At 72.3% G+C, this 18,349-nt stretch carries 17 protein-coding genes; 1 reads left to right on the top strand and 16 read right to left on the bottom strand.

Annotated elements, in window-relative coordinates; genetic code table 11:
* Window positions 1–76: 76 nt before the first annotated feature.
* From carB to pyrR, 6 genes are all read right to left on the bottom strand, one after another.
* Window positions 77–3,385, bottom strand: coding sequence for a carbamoyl-phosphate synthase large subunit (carB, locus tag EF903_RS00580; RefSeq protein WP_125540613.1), 3,309 nt, complete (start codon window positions 3,383–3,385; stop codon window positions 77–79).
* On the bottom strand, window positions 3,378–4,526 hold the full coding sequence (carA, locus tag EF903_RS00575; protein WP_125540612.1) for a glutamine-hydrolyzing carbamoyl-phosphate synthase small subunit: 1,149 nt from the start codon (window positions 4,524–4,526) through the stop codon (window positions 3,378–3,380). Before carA ends, carB begins: the two co-directional genes overlap by 8 nt.
* Window positions 4,523–5,104, bottom strand: a complete 582-nt coding sequence (locus tag EF903_RS00570) for a hypothetical protein (protein WP_125540611.1) — start codon at window positions 5,102–5,104, stop codon at window positions 4,523–4,525. The genes carA and EF903_RS00570 overlap by 4 nt, the downstream gene beginning before the upstream one ends.
* Window positions 5,101–6,390 carry a dihydroorotase gene (locus EF903_RS00565; protein ID WP_125540610.1) on the bottom strand — a complete coding sequence of 430 codons (1,290 nt, stop codon included), beginning with the start codon at window positions 6,388–6,390 and terminating at the stop codon, window positions 5,101–5,103. The genes EF903_RS00570 and EF903_RS00565 overlap by 4 nt, the downstream gene beginning before the upstream one ends.
* Before the next feature lie 2 nt (window positions 6,391–6,392).
* On the bottom strand, window positions 6,393–7,376 hold the full coding sequence (locus EF903_RS00560; RefSeq protein ID WP_114056746.1) for an aspartate carbamoyltransferase catalytic subunit: 984 nt from the start codon (window positions 7,374–7,376) through the stop codon (window positions 6,393–6,395).
* Between the two features lie 106 nt (window positions 7,377–7,482).
* Window positions 7,483–8,076: a bifunctional pyr operon transcriptional regulator/uracil phosphoribosyltransferase PyrR gene (gene pyrR, locus EF903_RS00555; RefSeq protein WP_260614683.1), complete on the bottom strand. Its 594-nt coding sequence runs from the start codon at window positions 8,074–8,076 to the stop codon at window positions 7,483–7,485.
* A gap of 246 nt (window positions 8,077–8,322) precedes the next feature.
* Between pyrR and bldD the strand changes: the two genes are divergently transcribed.
* Window positions 8,323–8,823: a transcriptional regulator BldD gene (bldD, locus tag EF903_RS00550; RefSeq protein WP_030841550.1), complete on the top strand. Its 501-nt coding sequence runs from the start codon at window positions 8,323–8,325 to the stop codon at window positions 8,821–8,823.
* A gap of 173 nt (window positions 8,824–8,996) precedes the next feature.
* Here bldD and nusB read toward each other — a convergent pair whose 3' ends face one another.
* The 10 genes from nusB to mltG form a co-directional block, all read right to left on the bottom strand.
* On the bottom strand, window positions 8,997–9,428 hold the full coding sequence (gene nusB, locus EF903_RS00545; protein WP_125540609.1) for a transcription antitermination factor NusB: 432 nt from the start codon (window positions 9,426–9,428) through the stop codon (window positions 8,997–8,999).
* A 2-nt stretch (window positions 9,429–9,430) separates the two neighbouring features.
* Window positions 9,431–9,997, bottom strand: coding sequence for an elongation factor P (gene efp, locus EF903_RS00540; RefSeq protein ID WP_125540608.1), 567 nt, complete (start codon window positions 9,995–9,997; stop codon window positions 9,431–9,433).
* 59 nt (window positions 9,998–10,056) lie between these two features.
* On the bottom strand, window positions 10,057–11,166 hold the full coding sequence (locus tag EF903_RS00535; RefSeq protein ID WP_114056749.1) for an aminopeptidase P family protein: 1,110 nt from the start codon (window positions 11,164–11,166) through the stop codon (window positions 10,057–10,059).
* A 78-nt stretch (window positions 11,167–11,244) separates the two neighbouring features.
* Window positions 11,245–12,051: an AAA family ATPase gene (locus tag EF903_RS00530; protein WP_125540607.1), complete on the bottom strand. Its 807-nt coding sequence runs from the start codon at window positions 12,049–12,051 to the stop codon at window positions 11,245–11,247.
* Window positions 12,052–12,135: 84 nt separating this feature from the next.
* Window positions 12,136–12,576, bottom strand: a complete 441-nt coding sequence (gene aroQ, locus EF903_RS00525; protein WP_125540606.1) for a type II 3-dehydroquinate dehydratase — start codon at window positions 12,574–12,576, stop codon at window positions 12,136–12,138.
* Window positions 12,573–13,664, bottom strand: coding sequence for a 3-dehydroquinate synthase (gene aroB, locus EF903_RS00520; RefSeq protein ID WP_125540605.1), 1,092 nt, complete (start codon window positions 13,662–13,664; stop codon window positions 12,573–12,575). The genes aroQ and aroB overlap by 4 nt, the downstream gene beginning before the upstream one ends.
* The gene (locus EF903_RS00515; RefSeq protein WP_125540604.1) at window positions 13,661–14,179 is read right to left on the bottom strand and encodes a shikimate kinase; all 519 of its coding nucleotides are present in this window, start codon (window positions 14,177–14,179) and stop codon (window positions 13,661–13,663) included. Before EF903_RS00515 ends, aroB begins: the two co-directional genes overlap by 4 nt.
* Window positions 14,176–15,360: a chorismate synthase gene (gene aroC / locus EF903_RS00510; RefSeq protein ID WP_114056754.1), complete on the bottom strand. Its 1,185-nt coding sequence runs from the start codon at window positions 15,358–15,360 to the stop codon at window positions 14,176–14,178. Before aroC ends, EF903_RS00515 begins: the two co-directional genes overlap by 4 nt.
* Before the next feature lie 222 nt (window positions 15,361–15,582).
* Window positions 15,583–16,410: a shikimate dehydrogenase gene (locus tag EF903_RS00505; protein ID WP_125540603.1), complete on the bottom strand. Its 828-nt coding sequence runs from the start codon at window positions 16,408–16,410 to the stop codon at window positions 15,583–15,585.
* Between the two features lie 12 nt (window positions 16,411–16,422).
* The gene (mltG, locus tag EF903_RS00500) at window positions 16,423–18,228 is read right to left on the bottom strand and encodes an endolytic transglycosylase MltG (RefSeq protein WP_125540602.1); all 1,806 of its coding nucleotides are present in this window, start codon (window positions 18,226–18,228) and stop codon (window positions 16,423–16,425) included.
* Window positions 18,229–18,349 lie beyond the last annotated feature (121 nt).

Here is an 18,349-nt window from a genome sequence, read left to right as displayed (position 1 = left end):
TCCCTTGTGCGCTCATGGAGAGGGGGACACCGCCGCGCAGTCGCGCTCGTGGTGTCCCCCTCGTCCGGACGGGCTGCTAGTCGCGGGCCGCGGTCAGGTGCTCGGCGTGCTCCTGGAGGGAGCGGACGCCGACCTCGCCGTGTCCGAGCGCCTCGATGCCCTGGACGGCCGCGGCGAGCGCCTGGACCGTGGTCAGGCACGGGACTCCGCGGGCCACGGCGGCGGTGCGGATCTCGTAGCCGTCGAGGCGGCCGCCGGTGCCGTACGGGGTGTTGACGATCAGGTCGACCTGGCCGTCGTGGATGAGCTGGACGATGGTCTTCTCGCCGCCGGGGCCCTCGCCCTCGCTGAGCTTGCGCACGACGGTGGCGTTGATGCCGTTGCGGCGCAGGACCTCGGCGGTGCCGGAGGTGGCGAGCAGCTCGAAGCCGTGGGCGACGAGCTCGCGCGCCGGGAAGATCATCGAGCGCTTGTCGCGGTTGGCGACGGAGATGAACGCACGGCCCTTGGTGGGCAGCGGGCCGTAGGCGCCGGCCTGCGACTTGGCGTAGGCCGTGCCGAAGACCGAGTCGATGCCCATGACCTCGCCGGTGGAGCGCATCTCCGGGCCGAGGACCGTGTCGACGCCGCGGCCGTGGATGTCGCGGAAGCGCGACCACGGCATGACGGCCTCCTTGACGGAGATCGGCGCGTCGAGCGGCAGGGTGCCGCCGTCGCCGGTCTTCGGCAGCAGGCCCTCGGCGCGCAGCTCGGCGATGGTCGCGCCGAGCGAGATGCGGGCGGCGGCCTTGGCGAGCGGGACGGCGGTGGCCTTCGAGGTGAAGGGGACGGTGCGGGAGGCGCGCGGGTTGGCCTCCAGGACGTAGAGGATGTCCCCGGCCATCGCGAACTGGATGTTGATCAGGCCGCGGACGCCGACGCCCTTGGCGATCGCCTCGGTGGAGGCGCGCAGGCGCTTGATGTCGAAGCCGCCGAGGGTGATCGGGGGCAGGGCGCAGGCGGAGTCGCCGGAGTGGATGCCGGCTTCCTCGATGTGCTCCATGACGCCGCCGAGGTAGAGCTCCTCGCCGTCGTAGAGGGCGTCGACGTCGATCTCGATGGCGTCGTCGAGGAAGCGGTCGACCAGCACGGGGCGGGTCGGGGAGATCTCGGTGGACTCGGCGATGTACGCCTCCAGGCGCGCCTCGTCGTAGACGATCTCCATGCCGCGGCCGCCGAGCACGTAGGACGGGCGGACGAGGACGGGGTAGCCGATCTCGTCGGCGATGGCCTTGGCTCCGGCGAAGGTGGTGGCGGTGCCGTGCTTGGGGGCGGGCAGGCCCGCCTCCTGGAGCACGCGGCCGAAGGCGCCGCGGTCCTCGGCGGCGTGGATGGCCTCCGGGGAGGTGCCGACGACGGGCACGCCGTTGTCCTTCAGGGCCTGGGAGAGGCCGAGCGGGGTCTGGCCGCCGAGCTGGACGACGACGCCGGCGATGGGGCCGGCGAGGGACTCGGCGTGGACGATCTCCAGGACGTCTTCGAGGGTGAGGGGCTCGAAGTACAGGCGGTCGGAGGTGTCGTAGTCGGTGGAGACGGTCTCCGGGTTGCAGTTGACCATCACCGTCTCGTAGCCGGCGTCGCTGAGGGCGAAGGAGGCATGGACGCAGGAGTAGTCGAACTCGATGCCCTGGCCGATGCGGTTCGGGCCGGAGCCCAGGATGATCACCGCGGGCTTGGTGCGCGGTGCGACCTCGGTCTCCTCGTCGTAGGAGGAGTAGAAGTACGGGGTCTTGGCGGCGAACTCGGCGGCGCAGGTGTCGACCGTCTTGTAGACGGGGCGGACGCCGAGGGCGTGGCGCACCTCGCGGACGACGTCCTCGCGCAGGCCGCGGATCTCGGCGATCTGGGCGTCGGAGAAGCCGTGGCGCTTGGCCTCGGCGAGGAGCTCGGGGTCGAGCTTCTCGGCGGCGGCGAGCTCGTCGGCGATCTCCTTGATGAGGAAGAGCTGGTCGACGAACCAGGGGTCGATCTTGGTGGCGTCGAACACCTCCTCCTGGGTGGCGCCGGCGCGGATGGCCTGCATGACGGTGTTGATGCGGCCGTCGGTGGGGCGGACGGCGAGGCGCAGCAGCTCGTCCTTGTCGCCGGGCTCGCCGGTGAAGGCGAACTGGCTGCCCTTCTTCTCCAGGGAGCGCAGGGCCTTCTGGAGGGCCTCGGTGAAGTTGCGGCCGATGGCCATGGCCTCGCCGACGGACTTCATGGTGGTGGTGAGGGTGGCGTCGGCGGCCGGGAACTTCTCGAAGGCGAAGCGGGGGGCCTTGACGACGACGTAGTCGAGGGTCGGCTCGAAGGAGGCCGGCGTCTTCTCGGTGATGTCGTTGGGGATCTCGTCGAGCGTGTAGCCGACGGCCAGCTTGGCGGCGATCTTGGCGATCGGGAAGCCGGTGGCCTTGGAGGCGAGCGCCGAGGAGCGGGAGACGCGGGGGTTCATCTCGATGACGATGATGCGGCCGTCGTCAGGGTTGACCGCGAACTGGATGTTGCAGCCGCCGGTGTCGACGCCGACCTCGCGGATGATCGCGATGCCGATGTCGCGCAGGCGCTGGTACTCGCGGTCGGTGAGGGTCATCGCCGGGGCGACGGTGATGGAGTCGCCGGTGTGGACGCCCATCGGGTCGAAGTTCTCGATGGAGCAGACGACCACGACGTTGTCGGCCTTGTCGCGCATCAGCTCCAGCTCGTACTCCTTCCAGCCGAGGATGGACTCCTCCAGGAGCACCTCGGTGGTCGGGGAGAGCGTGAGGCCCTGGCCTGCGATGCGGCGCAGCTCCTCCTCGTCGTGGGCGAAGCCGGAGCCGGCGCCGCCCATGGTGAAGGAGGGGCGGACGACGACGGGGTAGCCGCCGAGGGTCTCGACGCCGGCGATGACCTCGTCCATGGTGTGGCAGATGACCGAGCGGGCGGACTCGCCGTGGCCGATCTTGCGGCGGACCTCCTCGACGACCTCCTTGAAGAGGTCGCGGTCCTCGCCCTTGTGGATGGCCTGGACGTTGGCGCCGATGAGCTCGACGTTGTACTTCTCCAGCACCCCCTGCTCGTGCATGGAGATGGCGGTGTTGAGGGCCGTCTGGCCGCCGAGGGTGGGCAGGAGCGCGTCGGGGCGCTCCTTGGCGATGATCTTCTCGACGAACTCGGGGGTGATCGGCTCGACGTACGTGGCGTCGGCGATCTCCGGGTCGGTCATGATCGTCGCGGGGTTGGAGTTGACGAGGATGACCCGCAGGCCCTCGGCCTTGAGGATGCGGCAGGCCTGGGTGCCGGAGTAGTCGAACTCGGCGGCCTGGCCGATGACGATCGGGCCGGAGCCGATGACCAGGACGGACTGGATATCGGTGCGCTTAGGCACGCTCGGCCTCCATCAGGGATACGAAGCGGTCGAAGAGGTACGCGGCGTCGTGCGGGCCGGCGGCCGCCTCGGGGTGGTACTGGACGCTGAAGGCCGGCTGGTCGAGCAGCTGGAGGCCTTCGACGACGTTGTCGTTCAGGCAGACGTGGGAGACCTCGGCGCGGCCGTAGGGGGTCTCGGAGACCTTGTCGAGGGGCGCGTCCACGGCGAAGCCGTGGTTGTGGGCGGTGACCTCGACCTTGCCGGTGGTGCGGTCCTGGACCGGCTGGTTGATGCCGCGGTGGCCGTACTTCAGCTTGTAGGTGCCGAAGCCGAGGGAGCGGCCGAGGATCTGGTTGCCGAAGCAGATGCCGAAGAGCGGCGTCTTGCGCTCCAGGACGCCCTGCATGACGGAGACGGCGTGGTCGGCGGTGGCCGGGTCGCCGGGGCCGTTGGAGAAGAACACGCCGTCCGGGGAGACCGCGTAGACGTCCTCGACGGTGGCGGTGGCGGGCAGGACGTGCACCTCGATGCCGCGCTCCGCCATGCGGTGCGGGGTCATGCCCTTGATGCCGAGGTCGACGGCCGCGACGGTGAACCGCTTCTCGCCGATGGCGGGGACGACGTAGGGCTCCTTGGTGGCGACCTCGGCGGAGAGGTTCGCGCCCTTCATCTGCGGGGCCGCCTGGACGCGGGAGACCAGGGCCTCGTCGCGGACGCCCTCGGCGGCGGCGCCGGAGAAGATGCCGACGCGCATGGCGCCGCGCTCGCGCAGGTGGCGGGTGAGGGCACGGGTGTCGATGCCGCTGATGCCGACGACGCCCTGCGCGGCGAGCTCCTCGTCCAGCGAGCGCTTGGCGCGCCAGTTGGACGGGACGCGGGCGGGGTCGCGGACGACGTAGCCGGCGACCCAGATGCGGGCGGACTCGGGGTCCTCGTCGTTGACGCCGGTGTTGCCGACGTGCGGGGCGGTCATCACGACGACCTGCCGGTGGTACGACGGGTCGGTGAGGGTCTCCTGGTAGCCGGTCATTCCGGTGGAGAACACGGCCTCGCCGAAGGTCTCCCCCACTGCGCCGTAGGCGCGGCCGCGGAAGATGCGGCCGTCCTCCAGGACGAGTACGGCGGGAGCTTTGGCTGCTCCCCTGGTGGAGGTCGTCATCGTTCGGCGCCTTCCGTCGTGGTGGTGTGGTTCATGGAGGTGATGGCCTCGACCCAGGCGGCGTGCTCGGCCGCCCGGTCGGAGCGGAATCCGGAGTCGATCAGCGTGTCGCCGTGGGCCCACGTGACGACGAGCAGACCGCCCTCGGTGAGTACCTTGCCCGCGATCCCCTTGTCGAGGCGGGCGCCGCGCAGCTGCGCGGCCGGTACGAAGAAGTCGCCTGCACCCGGACGGACCACTTGGAGGCCCGCGTCGGTGAGGGTGAGCTCGACCCGGCTGCGCACGCCCAGCCCGTGGGCGACGATCCGGTCGAGCCACTGCCCGGCGGTGGTCGACCCGTGGTACCGGCCGGTGAGTGCCAGCCGGTGCTCGGGGAGGCCTTCGGGGGCGGTGGGCAGTTCCGGCAGACCGCCCTGCAGGGCGCCGCGCCATTTCCAGCCCTGCCGCATCAGCCAGTAGACGAAGGCGATGAAGACGAGCAGGCCGATGACCCACGCGATGCGCGCGCCCCAGTCCGTCACCTCCGCCGACTTGCGTTCGGCGGCCTCGGCGGCCAGTTGGATCACTGCAGGTGTCACGCGAGCTTCCCGTCCACGACCGTTGTCCGGCCCCGCAGGAAGGTGTGGGTGACGCGGCCCGGCAGCTCGCGGCCCTCGTAGGGGGTGTTGCGGCTGCGGGAGGCGAACCCTGCGGGGTCCACGACACCACGGTACGAGGTGTCGACCAGGGTGAGGTTCGCGGGTTCACCTGCCGAGACGGGGCGTCCGTGGCGGTGGGACAGGCCGCCGATGCGGGCGGGCGCGAAGGACATGCGCTCGGCGACGCCGGCCCAGTCGAGGAGGCCCGTCTCGACCATCGTCTGCTGGACGACGGACAGGGCGGTCTCCAGGCCGACCATGCCCATGGCGGCGGCGGCCCACTCGCAGTCCTTGTCCTCGTGCGGGTGCGGGGCGTGGTCGGTGGCGACGATGTCGATGGTGCCGTCGGCGAGCGCCTCGCGCAGCGCCATGACGTCGCGCTCGGTGCGCAGCGGCGGGTTGACCTTGTAGACGGGGTTGTAGGAGCGGACCAGCTCGTCGGTGAGGAGGAGGTGGTGGGGGGTGACCTCGGCGGTGACGTCGATGCCGCGGGACTTGGCCCAGCGGACGATCTCGACGCTGCCGGCGGTGGAGAGGTGGCAGATGTGGACGCGGGAGCCGACGTGCTCGGCGAGGAGGACGTCGCGGGCGATGATCGACTCCTCGGCGACGGCGGGCCAGCCGCCGAGGCCGAGCTCGGCGGAGACGATGCCCTCGTTCATCTGGGCGCCCTCGGTGAGGCGGGGCTCCTGGGCGTGCTGGGCGATGACGCCGCCGAAGGCCTTCACGTACTCCAGGGCGCGGCGCATGATCACGGCGTCGTCGACGCACTTGCCGTCGTCGGAGAAGACGGTGACGCGGGCGGCGGACTCGTGCATGGCGCCGAGCTCGGAGAGCTTCTTGCCCTCCAGGCCGATGGTGACGGCGCCGATGGGCTGCACGTCGCAGTAGCCGGACTCCTTGCCGAGGCGGTAGACCTGCTCGACCACGCCGGCGGTGTCGGCGACGGGGAAGGTGTTCGCCATGGCGAAGACGGCGGTGTAGCCGCCGGAGGCGGCGGCGCGGGTGCCGGTCAGGACGGTCTCGGAGTCCTCGCGGCCGGGCTCGCGCAGGTGGGTGTGGAGGTCGACGAGGCCGGGGAGGAGGACCTGGCCGGCGGCCTCGACGACGGTCGCGCCGTCGGCGGAGAGGTTCCGTCCGACCTCGGCGATGGTCTCGCCGTCGATGAGGACGTCCTGTGCCTCGCCGCCGAGGACCTTCGCACCGCGGATCAGGGTCTTGGACATGGTTACTTGGTCTCCTCGGTGCGGGACGGGGCGGTGACGGCGGGCTCGGAGCCGCCGAGCAGGAGGTAGAGGACGGCCATGCGGACGGAGACGCCGTTGGCGACCTGCTCGACGACGGTGCAGCGGTCGGAGTCGGCGACCTCGGCGGTGATCTCCATGCCGCGGACCATGGGGCCGGGGTGCATGACGACGGCGTGCTCGGGCATCCGCGCCATCCGGGCGGCGTCGAGCCCGTACCGGCGGGAGTATTCGCGCTCGGTGGGGAAGAACGCGGCGTTCATCCGTTCGCGCTGCACACGCAGCATCATGACCGCGTCGGACTTCGGCAGCACCTCGTCGAGGCTGTAGGAGACCTCGCAGGGCCAGGTCTCGACCCCGACGGGGACGAGGGTGGGCGGGGCCACGAGGGTGACCTCGGCTCCGAGCGTGTGCAGCAGGTCGACGTTGGAGCGGGCGACGCGGCTGTGGAGGATGTCGCCGACGATGGTGATGCGGCGGCCGGCGAGGTCCTTGCCGAGGCCGGCGTCGCGGCCGACGAGGCGGCGGCGCATGGTGAAGGCGTCCAGCAGGGCCTGGGTGGGGTGCTGGTGGGTGCCGTCGCCGGCGTTGATGACGGGGGCGTCGATCCAGCCGGAGTTCGCCAGGCGGTAGGGGGCGCCGGAGGCGCCGTGCCGGATGACGACGGCGTCGACGCCCATGGCCTCCAGGGTCTGGGCGGTGTCCTTGAGGGATTCGCCCTTGGAAACGGAGGAGCCCTTGGCCGCGAAGTTGATGACGTCCGCGGACAGGCGCTTCTCGGCGGCCTCGAAGGAGATCCGGGTGCGGGTGGAGTCCTCGAAGAAGAGGTTGCAGATCGTGCGGCCGCGCAGGGTGGGCAGCTTCTTGATCGGCCGGTCGGCGACGCGCGCCATCTCCTCGGCGGTGTCGAGGATCAGGACGGCGTCGTCGCGCGTGAGGTCGGCGGCCGAGATGAGGTGGCGCTTCATCTGGGTGCTCCGTTGGTCGAAGGAGGGCAGAGCGGCGGGCGGCGTGCCGGAGGGGTGCGGGGCAGGCCGGAGCGCGGGCCCGTGCGGGGCCCGTCAGGGGGTCGGGCTACTGCCCGGCTTCGGCGTCGGTCCGCTGCCCGAGCAGCACGGCGTCACGGCCGTCCTCCTCCTGGAGCTGGACCTTGACGATCTCCCGCAGGGAGGTCGGGAGGTTCTTGCCGACGTAGTCGGCGCGGATCGGCAGTTCGCGGTGGCCGCGGTCGACGAGGACGGCGAGCTGCACCGCGCGGGGGCGGCCGAGGTCGCCGAGGGCGTCGAGGGCGGCGCGGATGGTACGGCCGGAGAAGAGGACGTCGTCGACGAGGACGACGAGCCGGCCGTCGATGTCGTCACCGGGGATCTCGGTGCGGCCGATGGCGCGCGCCGGCTTCATCCGCAGGTCGTCGCGGTACATGGTGATGTCGAGGGAGCCGACCGGGATCTTCGCGCCGGTGATCTCTTCGAGTTTGGCGGCCAGCCGGCGGGCGAGGAACACGCCGCGGGTGGGGATGCCGAGGAGCACCACGTCGTCGGCGCCCTTGGCGCGTTCGACGATCTCGTGGGCGATGCGGGTGAGGACCCGCGCGATGTCCTGTGCCTCGAGGACGGGGCGCATGGGCCCGGTCTCGACGGCACCGGCGTTCAAAGCCTGAGCGTCCATGGGAAAAGGACCTCCTTCTCCGCCTCACGGGACGGACCTTAAAGGACGTCTGCAACGGTCCCCACGGTACCAGTGGTCCGGGCGGGGGCCGAACCGGGGGCGTGCGGGGCCCCTCGTCCGTGCGCCGGGGTCGGCATTCGGCTTGACGCACCCAAATCACGCTGCGTAACCTCACAGTGAGTTACCAGCCGCGCGGCGAGCCGCTCGGAGTCAAGTAGCCACAGCGTCACAGCGTCCGGGAGCGTTATGTCCAGCGAATACGCCAAACAGCTCGGGGCCAAGCTCCGCGCCATCCGCACCCAGCAGGGCCTCTCCCTCCACGGTGTCGAGGAGAAGTCCCAGGGCCGGTGGAAGGCCGTGGTGGTCGGTTCGTACGAGCGCGGGGACCGCGCCGTGACCGTCCAGCGCCTCGCCGAGCTGGCGGACTTCTACGGGGTGCCGGTGCAGGAGCTCCTCCCGGGCACCACGCCCGGCGGGGCGGCCGAGCCGCCGCCGAAGCTGCGCCTGGACCTGGAGCGCCTGGCCGGCGTCCCCGCGGAGAAGGCCGGACCGCTCCAGCGCTACGCGGCGACGATCCAGAGCCAGCGCGGCGACTACAACGGCAAGGTGCTGTCGATCCGCCAGGACGACCTGCGCACCCTGGCCGTCATCTACGACCAGTCGCCCTCGGTCCTGACCGAGCAGCTGATCAGCTGGGGCGTGCTCGACGCCGACGCGCGCCGCGCCGTGGCGCACGAGGACGCGTAGTCCCCCGGTCCCCCGGGACCAGCAGAAACGTTACCGGTGCGGGCCGGGAGCCGGATCAGGCTCCCGGCCCGCACCGGTTTCGCACCGGCCGTCGGGGGTCCGGAGAGGCGGAAGGGGCCCGCGGCGCTGGTGCGCTGCGGGCCCCTTCCGGCGTGCCGGGCGGCTGCCGGGGGCTACTCGCCCCGGCGCAGGCTCGGCTTCAGGTCCTTGAAGCGGGCGAGGAGCCCGTTGACGAAGGACGGCGACTCGTCCGTGGAGAACTCCTTGGCCAGCTGCACGGCCTCGTCGATGGCCACGGCGTCCGGGGTGTCGTCCACCCAGATCAGCTCGTACGCCCCGAGCCGCACGATGTTCCGGTCGACGACCGGCATGCGGTCGAGCTCCCAGTCCACGGCGTAGGTGACGATCAGGTCGTCGATGCGGTTCACCTTGTCGGCGTAGCCCTCGACGAGGTCCATCGTGAAGGCGTTGACCGGAGGCTGCCGGTCGTCCGACCGCGCGTGGCGGACCCAGTCCGCGAGGACCTCCCGCACGGGCACCCCGCGCTGGTCGGCCTCGAACAGGATCTGGAAGGCGCGCTTGCGCGCGTTGCTGCGGGCAGCCACGGTTAGCCGTTCACCCGGCCGAGGTAGTCGCTGGTGCGGGTGTCGACCTTGACCTTCTCGCCCGTGGTGACGAACAGCGGGACCTGGATCTCGTGGCCGGTCTCCAGGCGGGCGGGCTTGGTGCCGCCGGTGGAGCGGTCGCCCTGGACGCCCGGGTCGGTGTGCTCGATGACCAGCTCGACGGCGGCCGGCAGCTCGACGTAGAGCACCTCGCCCTCGTGCTGGGCGACGGAGGCGGTGAAGCCCTCGATCAGGAAGTTGGCGGCGTCGCCGACGGCCTTGCGGTCGACGTGCAGCTGGTCGTAGGTCTGCATGTCCATGAAGACGAAGTAGTCGCCGTCCATGTACGAGAACTGCATGTCGCGGCGGTCGATGGTGGCCGTCTCGACCTTCACACCCGCGTTGAAGGTCTTGTCGACGACCTTGCCGGACAGCACGTTCTTGAGCTTGGTGCGCACGAAGGCCGGGCCCTTGCCGGGCTTGACGTGCTGGAACTCGACGACGGACCAGAGCTGGTCACCGTCGAGCTTGAGCACCATGCCGTTCTTGAGGTCGTTCGTGGAAGCCACGGTTGCGGAATCTCCTGCACTGGAAGACCACGGGTGCGCACACGGCCCGCCGGACGGGCCTACAGTGCGAGCAGCTCCTTGGTCGTAATGGTGAGTAGCTCGGGACCGCCGTCCGCCTCGGGGCGTACGACGAGCGTGTCATCGATCCGGACTCCGCCCCGGCCCGGGAGGTGGACCCCCGGTTCGACGGTGACCGGCACGCAAGCGTCCAGTTTACCCATTGCCGTAGGTGCAAGCTGCGGGTCCTCGTCGATTTCCAGGCCGACGCCGTGCCCGGTCGACGGAGCGACGGCTTCCGAGTGGCCCGCGGAGTCCAGCAGGGAGCGCGCCGCGCGGTCCACGTCCCTGTACGCGGCCCCCGGCAGGAGCGCCTCGCGGCCGGCGCGCTGGGCGGCGAAGACGAGGTCGTACAGCTGGATCTGCCAGTCGGCCGGGCTGGTGCCGATGACGAAGGTCCGGCCGATCTCGCACCGGTAGCCGCGGTAGTTGGCGCCCAGGCAGACGGTCAGGAAGTCGCCCTCCTCCACCCTCCGGTCGGAGGGCCGGTGCCGGGCGCGGCCCGAGTGCGGCCCGGTGCCTACGGAGGTCGGGAAGGCCGGGCCGTCGGCCCCGTGGTCGACGAGGCGGCGCTCCAGCTCCAGGGCGAGGTGGCGCTCGGTGCGCCCGACGAGGATCGACTCCAGCAGTTCGCCGAGGGCCTGGTCGGCGATCTCGGCGGCGATCCGCAGGCAGGCGATCTCCTCCTCGTCCTTGACCAGGCGCTGCTGTTCGACGGCGGTCCCGAGGTCGGTGAGCCGCAGCCGCGGCGCGACGGAGTGCAGGGCGCGGTGGCGGGCGACGGTGAGGTGGTGCTCCTCGACGGCGAGGCAGTCGGCGCGGGCGGAGCCGGCCAGGTCGGCGGCGGCGACGGCCGCGTCCGCGCCGGGCCCGGCCAGCACGGAGAGCCGCAGCCGCTCGTCGAGGCGGCCCTCGTCGAGCTCCCCGCTGGGCGGGCCCACCGTGAAGAGGCTGTCCTCGCCGCCGGGTCCCAGGAGCAGGACGGCTCCCCGCGGGGCTCCCCCGGCGAGGTAGCGGACGTTCGCCGGACGCGTGATCAGTGCGGCGTCGTTCCCGGCGGCGGCACAGCGGTCGCGAAGCAGGCCCCGGCGGGCCGCGTACACGTCTGACATGTCTTCGAGCCTACGAGCGCCCGGCGCATCCGGCCCGGCGAGCGCCCCCGTCCGGTGCGGGGCCGTGTGCGGAGGACCTCAGGGCGAGGCGGTGGAGAGGGAGTGGGCCAGGGCCTCGTCCAGGGCGCGGGCGGTGGCTTCGACGTCGAGGTCGGAGTTGTCGATGATCGGCAGCCCGGACCCGTACCAGCCGGCCATCCGGCCGTGGATGCGGGCGACCTCCTCGTCGGAGAGCCTGCGGTTGCCGGAGCGCTGTGCGTTGCGCTCCAGGACGATCTCCAGGCCCGGCAGGAGCACCACGGGCAGCAGGTGGGGGCCGACGTGGCGCTTCCAGCCGCCGAGGCCGACGACGGGCCGGTCGGGGAAGACGGCGTCGTCGAGGATGCAGGAGATCCCGTTGGCCAGGAAGTTGCGGGCGGCGAAGCCGCAGGTGCGGCGGGCGAGGCGGTACTGGGCCTCGGAGTGGTCGTTCCAGCCGGCCTGGGGGTCGGCGAAGCCGGAGCAGACCCATTCGCGGACGTCGTCGAGGCTGATGTGCGCGGTGGGCACGCGGCGGCTGCCCGCCCAGTGCCGGGCCACGGTGGTCTTGCCGGCTCCGGCCGGGCCGATGAGGAGCACGGCGATCGTCGCCGTGCCGGTGCCGTGGCCGGTCCCGCCGGCGGCCGGCGCGGCGGCCGCGGGCGGCAGCGGGATGTGCCCGGTGGCCTCGGGCCCCGCGGGCGGGCCGGGCTGCGGGTTGGGCTGGGGCCCGGGCTGCGGCATGTGAGGGGGCGGCGGGGAGCCCGGCCAGCCCTGGGCGGGCGCTATCGGCGGCTGCGGCGGCACCGCCGGCCGGTGTCCCTGCGGACCCCAGCCGCCGCTGCCGCCCCCGACTCCCTGGTGCATTCCGCTGCCACTCCGTCTCGTTCCACCGACTGATGCGAGAACGTTATATGACTGCGGGCGCGGCGCATCCCACCGGCGTCCGCCTCAGCGGGCGACTTCCTCCGCGAGGGCGCGCAGGGCGAGCCGGTACGAGCCGATGCCGAAGCCCGCCACGGTGCCCGTGGCGACCGCGGCGATCACCGAGGTGTGCCGGAACTCCTCACGGGCGTACGGGTTCGAGATGTGCACCTCGATCAGCGGGGCGGTGCGCTGCGCGGCCGCGTCCCGCATGCCGTACGAGTAGTGCGTGAACGCGCCGGGGTTGATGACCACGGGGATCTTCCCGTCGGCGGCCTCGTGGAGCCAGCGGATCAGCTCCCCCTCGTCGTTGGTCTCGCGGACCTCGACGTCGAAGCCGAGCTCCGCGCCGAGGTCCCGGCAGGTCTCGACGAGCCCGGCGTACGAGGTGGCCCCGTACACGTCGGGCTCGCGGGAGCCGAGCCGGCCGAGGTTGGGGCCGTTCAGCACCAGCACCCGGCGGCTCACGCCGACACCTCGCCGTAGGCGGCGATGAGGTGGGCCGGGTCGGGGCCCTCCAGGACCGTCGGCTTGGCCAGCCCGTCGAGGACGATGAACCGCAGCAGGTTGCCGCGGGACTTCTTGTCGACCTGCATGGTCTGGAGCAGCTTGGGCCACTGGTCGCCGCGGTAGGTGAGCGGCAGGCCGACGGAGGCGAGGATCTCCCTGTGCCGGTCGGCGGTGGCGTCGTCGAGGCGGCCGGCGAGCCGGCCGAGCTCGGCGGCGAAGACCATGCCGACGGAGACGGCGGCGCCGTGGCGCCACTTGTAGCGCTCGTTCTTCTCGATGGCGTGGGCCAGGGTGTGGCCGTAGTTGAGGATCTCCCGCAGGCCCGATTCCTTGAGGTCGCTGGAGACGACGTCCGCCTTGACCCGGATGGAGCGGACGATGAGCTCCGCGGTGTGCGGGCCGTCCGGGGTGCGGGCGGCGGCCGGGTCGGCCTCGATCAGGTCGAGGATGGCGGGATCGGCGATGAAGCCGGCCTTGATGATCTCGGCGAGGCCGCTGACGTAGTCGTGGACCGGCAGCGAGTCGAGGGCGGCCAGGTCGCACAGGACGCCCGCGGGCGGGTGGAAGGCGCCGACGAGGTTCTTGCCCTCGGCGGTGTTGATGCCCGTCTTGCCGCCGACGGCCGCGTCGACCATCGCGAGGACGGTGGTCGGCACGGCGATCCAGCGCACGCCGCGCAGCCAGGTGGCCGCGACGAAGCCCGCCAGGTCGGTGGTGGCGCCGCCGCCGACGCCGACGACGGCGTCGGTGCGGGTGAAGCCGGACTGGCCGAGCGCCTTCCAGCAGTAGGCGGCGACCTCGGCGGTCTTGGCCTCCTCGGCGTTCGGCACCTGGATGGCGATGGCCTCGTAGCCCTGCTCGGCCAGGTCGTCGCGCAGCGCCTCGCCGGTGGAGGCGAGCGCCTCGGGGTGGATCACGGCGACCCGCTGGGCCTTGGTGCCGATCAGAGCGCCGAGCTCGCCGAGCAGCTGCCGGCCGACCAGCACGTCGTACGGGTCGTGGCCGGCGCTGCCGCCGACGTGGATCCTCGTCACCTGGTCTGTCATACGTCCTTCAACTCCAGTGCGTCGAGGACCGCCTGGGCGACCTCTTCGGGGGTGCGCGCGTCGGTGGCGACCTCGACGCGCGCGACTTCGGTGTACAGGGGGCGGCGCGCCTCCATCAGCTCGCGCCACTGCCGGCGCGGGTTGACGGCGAGCAGCGGGCGGGCGGCGCCGAGGCCGACGCGCCGGACGGCCTCCTCGACGTCCATCGACAGGTAGGCGACGGGCAGGCCGGCCAGCAGGGCACGGGTGTCCGCGTCGAGGACGGCGCCGCCGCCGAGGGCGAGCACGCCGGTGTGCTCGGCGACGGCCGCGGCGACCGCCTGCCGTTCCAGCTCGCGGAAGTGCGGCTCGCCCTCGTCGACGAAGATGTCGGCGATCGCCCGGCCCTCGGCGGCGACGATGTCGGCGTCGGTGTCCCGGTAGGGGACGCCGAGCCGGTCGGCGAGGAGCCGGCCGACGGTGGACTTGCCGGAGCCCATGGGGCCGACGAGGACGACCAGGGGTCCGCCGGTCACCGGATGTGCAGGTTGTCGAGGTACGACTGCACGTTGCGGCGGGTCTCGGCGACCGAGTCGCCGCCGAACTTCTCCACGACGGCGTCGGCGAGGACCAGGGCGACCATGGCCTCGGCCACGATGCCGGCCGCCGGGACGGCGCACACGTCGGAGCGCTGGTGGTGCGCGGCGGCCGCCTCGCCGGTGGCGACGTCGATGGTGGCCAGGGCGCGCGGGACGGTCGCGATGGGCTTCATCGCGGCGCGGACGCGGAGCAGCTCGCCGGTGGTCAGGCCGCCCTCGGTGCCGCCGGAGCGGCCGGAGGTCCGCTTGATGCCCTCGGGGGTGGCGACGATCTCGTCGTGCGCCTTGGAGCCGGGGACGCGGGCCAGGTCGAAGCCGTCGCCGACCTCGACGCCCTTGATGGCCTGGATGCCCATCAGCGCGGCCGCGAGGCGGGCGTCCAGGCGGCGGTCCCAGTGGACGTGCGAGCCGAGGCCGACGGGGACGCCGTAGGCGAGGACCTCGACGACGCCGCCGAGGGTGTCGCCGTCCTTGTGGGCCTGGTCGATCTCGGCGACCATCGCCTTCGAGGCGTCCGCGTCGAGGCAGCGCACCGGGTCGGCGTCCAGCTTCTCGACGTCGGCCGGGGTGGGGTAGACGCCGTACGGGGCCTTGGCGGCGGCGAGTTCGACGACGTGGCTGACGATCTCGATGCCGGCGGCCTCCTTCAGGAAGGAGCGGGCGACGGCGCCGAGGGCGACGCGGGCGGCGGTCTCACGGGCGCTGGCGCGCTCCAGGATCGGCCGGGCCTCGTCGAAGCCGTACTTCTGCATGCCGGCGAGGTCGGCGTGGCCCGGGCGGGGCCGGGTGAGCGGCGCGTTGCGGCCGGTCTCCTTCAGCTCCGAGGGGTCGACGGGGTCGGCCGACATGACCTTCTCCCACTTGGGCCACTCGGTGTTGCCGACCATGACGGCGACCGGGGAGCCCAGCGACAGGCCGTGGCGCACGCCGCCGAGGAAGGTGACCTCGTCCTGCTCGAACTTCATCCGCGCGCCGCGCCCGTACCCGAGCCGGCGCCGCGCCAGGTGGTCGGCGACCAGCTCCGTGGTCACCGGGACGCCGGCGGGAAGCCCCTCCAGCGTCGCCACCAGCGCCGGACCGTGCGATTCCCCGGCGGTCAGCCAACGCAACCTGCTCAACGATGCTCCTCATGCTCGCGCCTGGTACAGCGGCGGCGCGGCCGGGTGCGCGGCCCGGACCCGCCTTTACCCGATCCTCCCACGTCCGGGCCGGTGCACCGCCCCCCGGTCCAGCTGGCGGGACGGGCGGTCCACCAGGCCCACCCTGGCCGCAGCGCCCGGCGGGGGCAACACCGGGCGGCACAGTGCATCAGGTAGGGCGGGGTGCGGCGGCGGGGGCCGTCAGTGGCGGGCCCGCAGGGCGGCCTCGCCGGCGGCCCGCATCGCGGCGAGCGGTCCGGGGGTGCGGCCGGTCATCTGCTCCACCTGGAGGACGGCCTGGTGGACGAGGAGGTCCAGGCCGCCCAGGAGGCAGCCGCCGCGGGCCGACCAGGCGGCGGCGAGGGCGGTCGGCCAGGGGTCGTACAGGACGTCGAAGAGGGTGCCGGGCGCGTCGGGGACGTCGGCGGCGAGCCGGTCGGCGGCGCCGGCGGGCGTGGTGGCGATGACCAGGGGGGCGGTGAGGGCGCGGGAGGCGTCCGCCCAGTCGGCCGTGCGGACGGCGACGCCGAGCCGCTCGCCCCAGCGGAGCATCTCGTCGGCCCGGGCGCGGGAGCGGACGTAGGCGGTGACCTCGCCGGTGCATATCCGCCCTAGGGCGGCGAGCGCGGAGGAGGCGGTGGCTCCGGCGCCGAGGATCGCCGCGCTGTCGACCTTGTCGACACCGCGCTCGTGGAGGGCGGCGATGATCCCGGGGATGTCGGTGTTGTCTCCGAGACGGCGGCCGTCCGCGGTCAGGACGACGGTGTTGACGGCCTCGACGGAGGCGGCGGTGTCGCTGATCGCGTCGAGCAGCGGGATGACCGCGCGCTTGAGCGGCATGGTCAGGGAGAGCCCGGCCCACTCGGGGCCGAGGCCGGCCATGAAGTCCGCGAGCGCGGCCTCGCCGAGGTCGAAGCGGTCGTACGACCAGTCGGCGAGGCCGAGCTCCCGGTAGGCGGCGCGGTGCAGCACCGGTGAGAGGGAGTGCTCGATGGGGGAACCCAGCACCGCGGCCCGTATGCGTGACATCTGCTTACCTACCTACCCGCCCGACTTCTTCTTCTGCCGTTCGTTGAACTCCGTCACCAGTTTGTCGTGTTCCGCGAACGTCTTGGTGAAGGTCGTGGTGTTGCCGTCGATGGACACGAAGAACATCCAGCCGCCCTTGTCCGGGTCGAGCGCCGCGTTGACGGCTTCGTCGCCCGGGTTGCTGATGGGGCCGGGCGGGAGTCCGGCGTAGCGGTAGGTGTTGTACGGGTCGTCGATCTTCCGCGTCTCCTCGCGGCTGACGTTGATGTTGCTGGTGCCCTTGATGTAGTTGATCGTCGAGTCGAACTCGATCTTCTGGTTCGTGGCGGTGTTCGACGGCTTCAGGCGGTTGTAGATGACCTCGGACATCTTGCGGAAGTCGTCGTGCTTGTTGCCCTCGACCTGCACCAGGCTCGCGACGATGACGAGCTCGTACGGGTTCGCCAGGCCCAGCTCCTTGGCCTTGCCCTCCAGGCCGAGCGCCGCGTACTTGTCGTTCGCGTTCTTGACCATCTGCTTGAGCAGGGACTCGGGCGTGGTCTCCTTCGACAGGTCGTAGCGCGTCGGGTAGAGGAAGCCCTCCAGCGGGTCGCGCACCTTCCTGGTGCTGACGGCCCAGGCGGGCAGGCCGAGGTTCTTCGCCTGCTGCTGCGCGACCTGGGCGGTGGTGCCCTCGGGCTTGCCGAGCTTCTTGTCGATCATCTTGTAGACGTCGACGGCGCGCTTGCCCTCGGGGATGGTGAGCACGTTGAGCTTGGAGGGGTCGACGAGGACCGCGATGGCGGACGCGCTCGACATCTTCTTCTGCAACGTGTACGTGCCCGGCTGGATGCCGGTGCTCCGCTTGTCGGCGGTGGCGGCGTCGACGAAGGCCTGCGTGCTGGCGACGACGCCGGCTTCCTTGAGGATCGACCCCATCTGGGCGACGGTCGCGCCGTTGGGGATCTCGACCTCGACGCTCTCGCCGTTGCCGGAGCCCGCGTAGTCCTCGGCGCTGCCGAAGCGGGCCTTGAGGTAGCTGTAGCCGTAGTACCCGCCGCCGCCGACGACACCGGCGATCACGAGGGCCGCCACGAGGCAGGCGGCGCCGCTCCGCTTCGGCTTCCCCTTGCCCTTCCCCTTGGAGCGGCCGGCACGGCGTCCGCCGCCGGATCCGGCGTCACGGTCGTCTTCGTCGCCGTCGCGGCCGCTGTCGGCCAGGGCCGAGTCCTCGTCCGGCGCGTCATCCTCCGGTTCCGCATCGGGTTCCGGATCGCGTCGGCCGGGGGGCTTCGGAGGCGGGTAGGCCTCCGGGGTGCCGTAGAGGTCCGGGGTCTCCCCCGGGTAGCCGCCGACCGGCTGCTGGGCGTAGGGGTCCGCGCCCGCGTACGGGTCCGGCGCCGGGTACGGGTCGGCCGCCGGGTAGGCGTCGGTTCCGGGGTAGGCGTCCGTTCCGGGGTGGGCGCCGGTCCCCGGGTAGCCCTCGGCGGCCCCCGGGTACTGCCCGGTGCCCGGGTAGCCCTGGGCCGCCTGCGGGGCCGCGGTGTAGCCGCCGCGGGCGGTGTCCCAGGCCTGCCCGCCGCCGTCGTAGGCGGGCTGCTGCACCGGCATCTGCTCGTGGGGCAGGGGCTGCTGCGGGTAGCCCTGCATCTGCCCCGGGTACTGCTCCTGCTGGTGGTACTGCTGGTGCTGCGGCTCCTGTGGGTACTGCTGCTGCGGGCTCCCGCCGAACGGCATCCGGCCCTGCCGGGCCTCGTGCCCGCTCCACCCGGAGTCCCCGTACAGGGGGTCCTCCGGGTGCCACGGTTCGGGGCCAGAGCCCCGGCCATACTCAGTCATGGATCCCCTAGAGCCGCGAGACGGAGTGCCCGGCAACGGCCGCCAGGCACCCGGTTCCGCCTCTGAAGTGGTGGGCGACGACTGTTCGAATGCCGCCGCATCTCGCGGAACGTTACCGTAC

The organism is Streptomyces sp. WAC05292, from assembly GCF_003949955.1.
GTDB classification, from domain to species: domain Bacteria; phylum Actinomycetota; class Actinomycetes; order Streptomycetales; family Streptomycetaceae; genus Streptomyces; species Streptomyces globosus.
This window is presented reverse-complemented; position numbering and strand designations above follow the sequence as displayed.

Coding starts and splice junctions, on each gene's coding strand:
- bldD (WP_030841550.1), top strand. CDS start 8,323: ATGTCCAGCGAATACGCCAAACAGCTCGGGGCCAAGCTCCGCGCCATC.
- EF903_RS00505 (WP_125540603.1), bottom strand. CDS start 16,410: ATGTCACGCATACGGGCCGCGGTGCTGGGTTCCCCCATCGAGCACTCC.
- EF903_RS00565 (WP_125540610.1), bottom strand. CDS start 6,390: ATGTCCAAGACCCTGATCCGCGGTGCGAAGGTCCTCGGCGGCGAGGCA.
- EF903_RS00535 (WP_114056749.1), bottom strand. CDS start 11,166: ATGTCAGACGTGTACGCGGCCCGCCGGGGCCTGCTTCGCGACCGCTGT.
- aroB (WP_125540605.1), bottom strand. CDS start 13,664: ATGACAGACCAGGTGACGAGGATCCACGTCGGCGGCAGCGCCGGCCAC.
- pyrR (WP_260614683.1), bottom strand. CDS start 8,076: ATGGACGCTCAGGCTTTGAACGCCGGTGCCGTCGAGACCGGGCCCATG.
- EF903_RS00560 (WP_114056746.1), bottom strand. CDS start 7,376: ATGAAGCGCCACCTCATCTCGGCCGCCGACCTCACGCGCGACGACGCC.
- mltG (WP_125540602.1), bottom strand. CDS start 18,228: ATGACTGAGTATGGCCGGGGCTCTGGCCCCGAACCGTGGCACCCGGAG.
- EF903_RS00530 (WP_125540607.1), bottom strand. CDS start 12,051: ATGCACCAGGGAGTCGGGGGCGGCAGCGGCGGCTGGGGTCCGCAGGGA.
- carA (WP_125540612.1), bottom strand. CDS start 4,526: ATGACGACCTCCACCAGGGGAGCAGCCAAAGCTCCCGCCGTACTCGTC.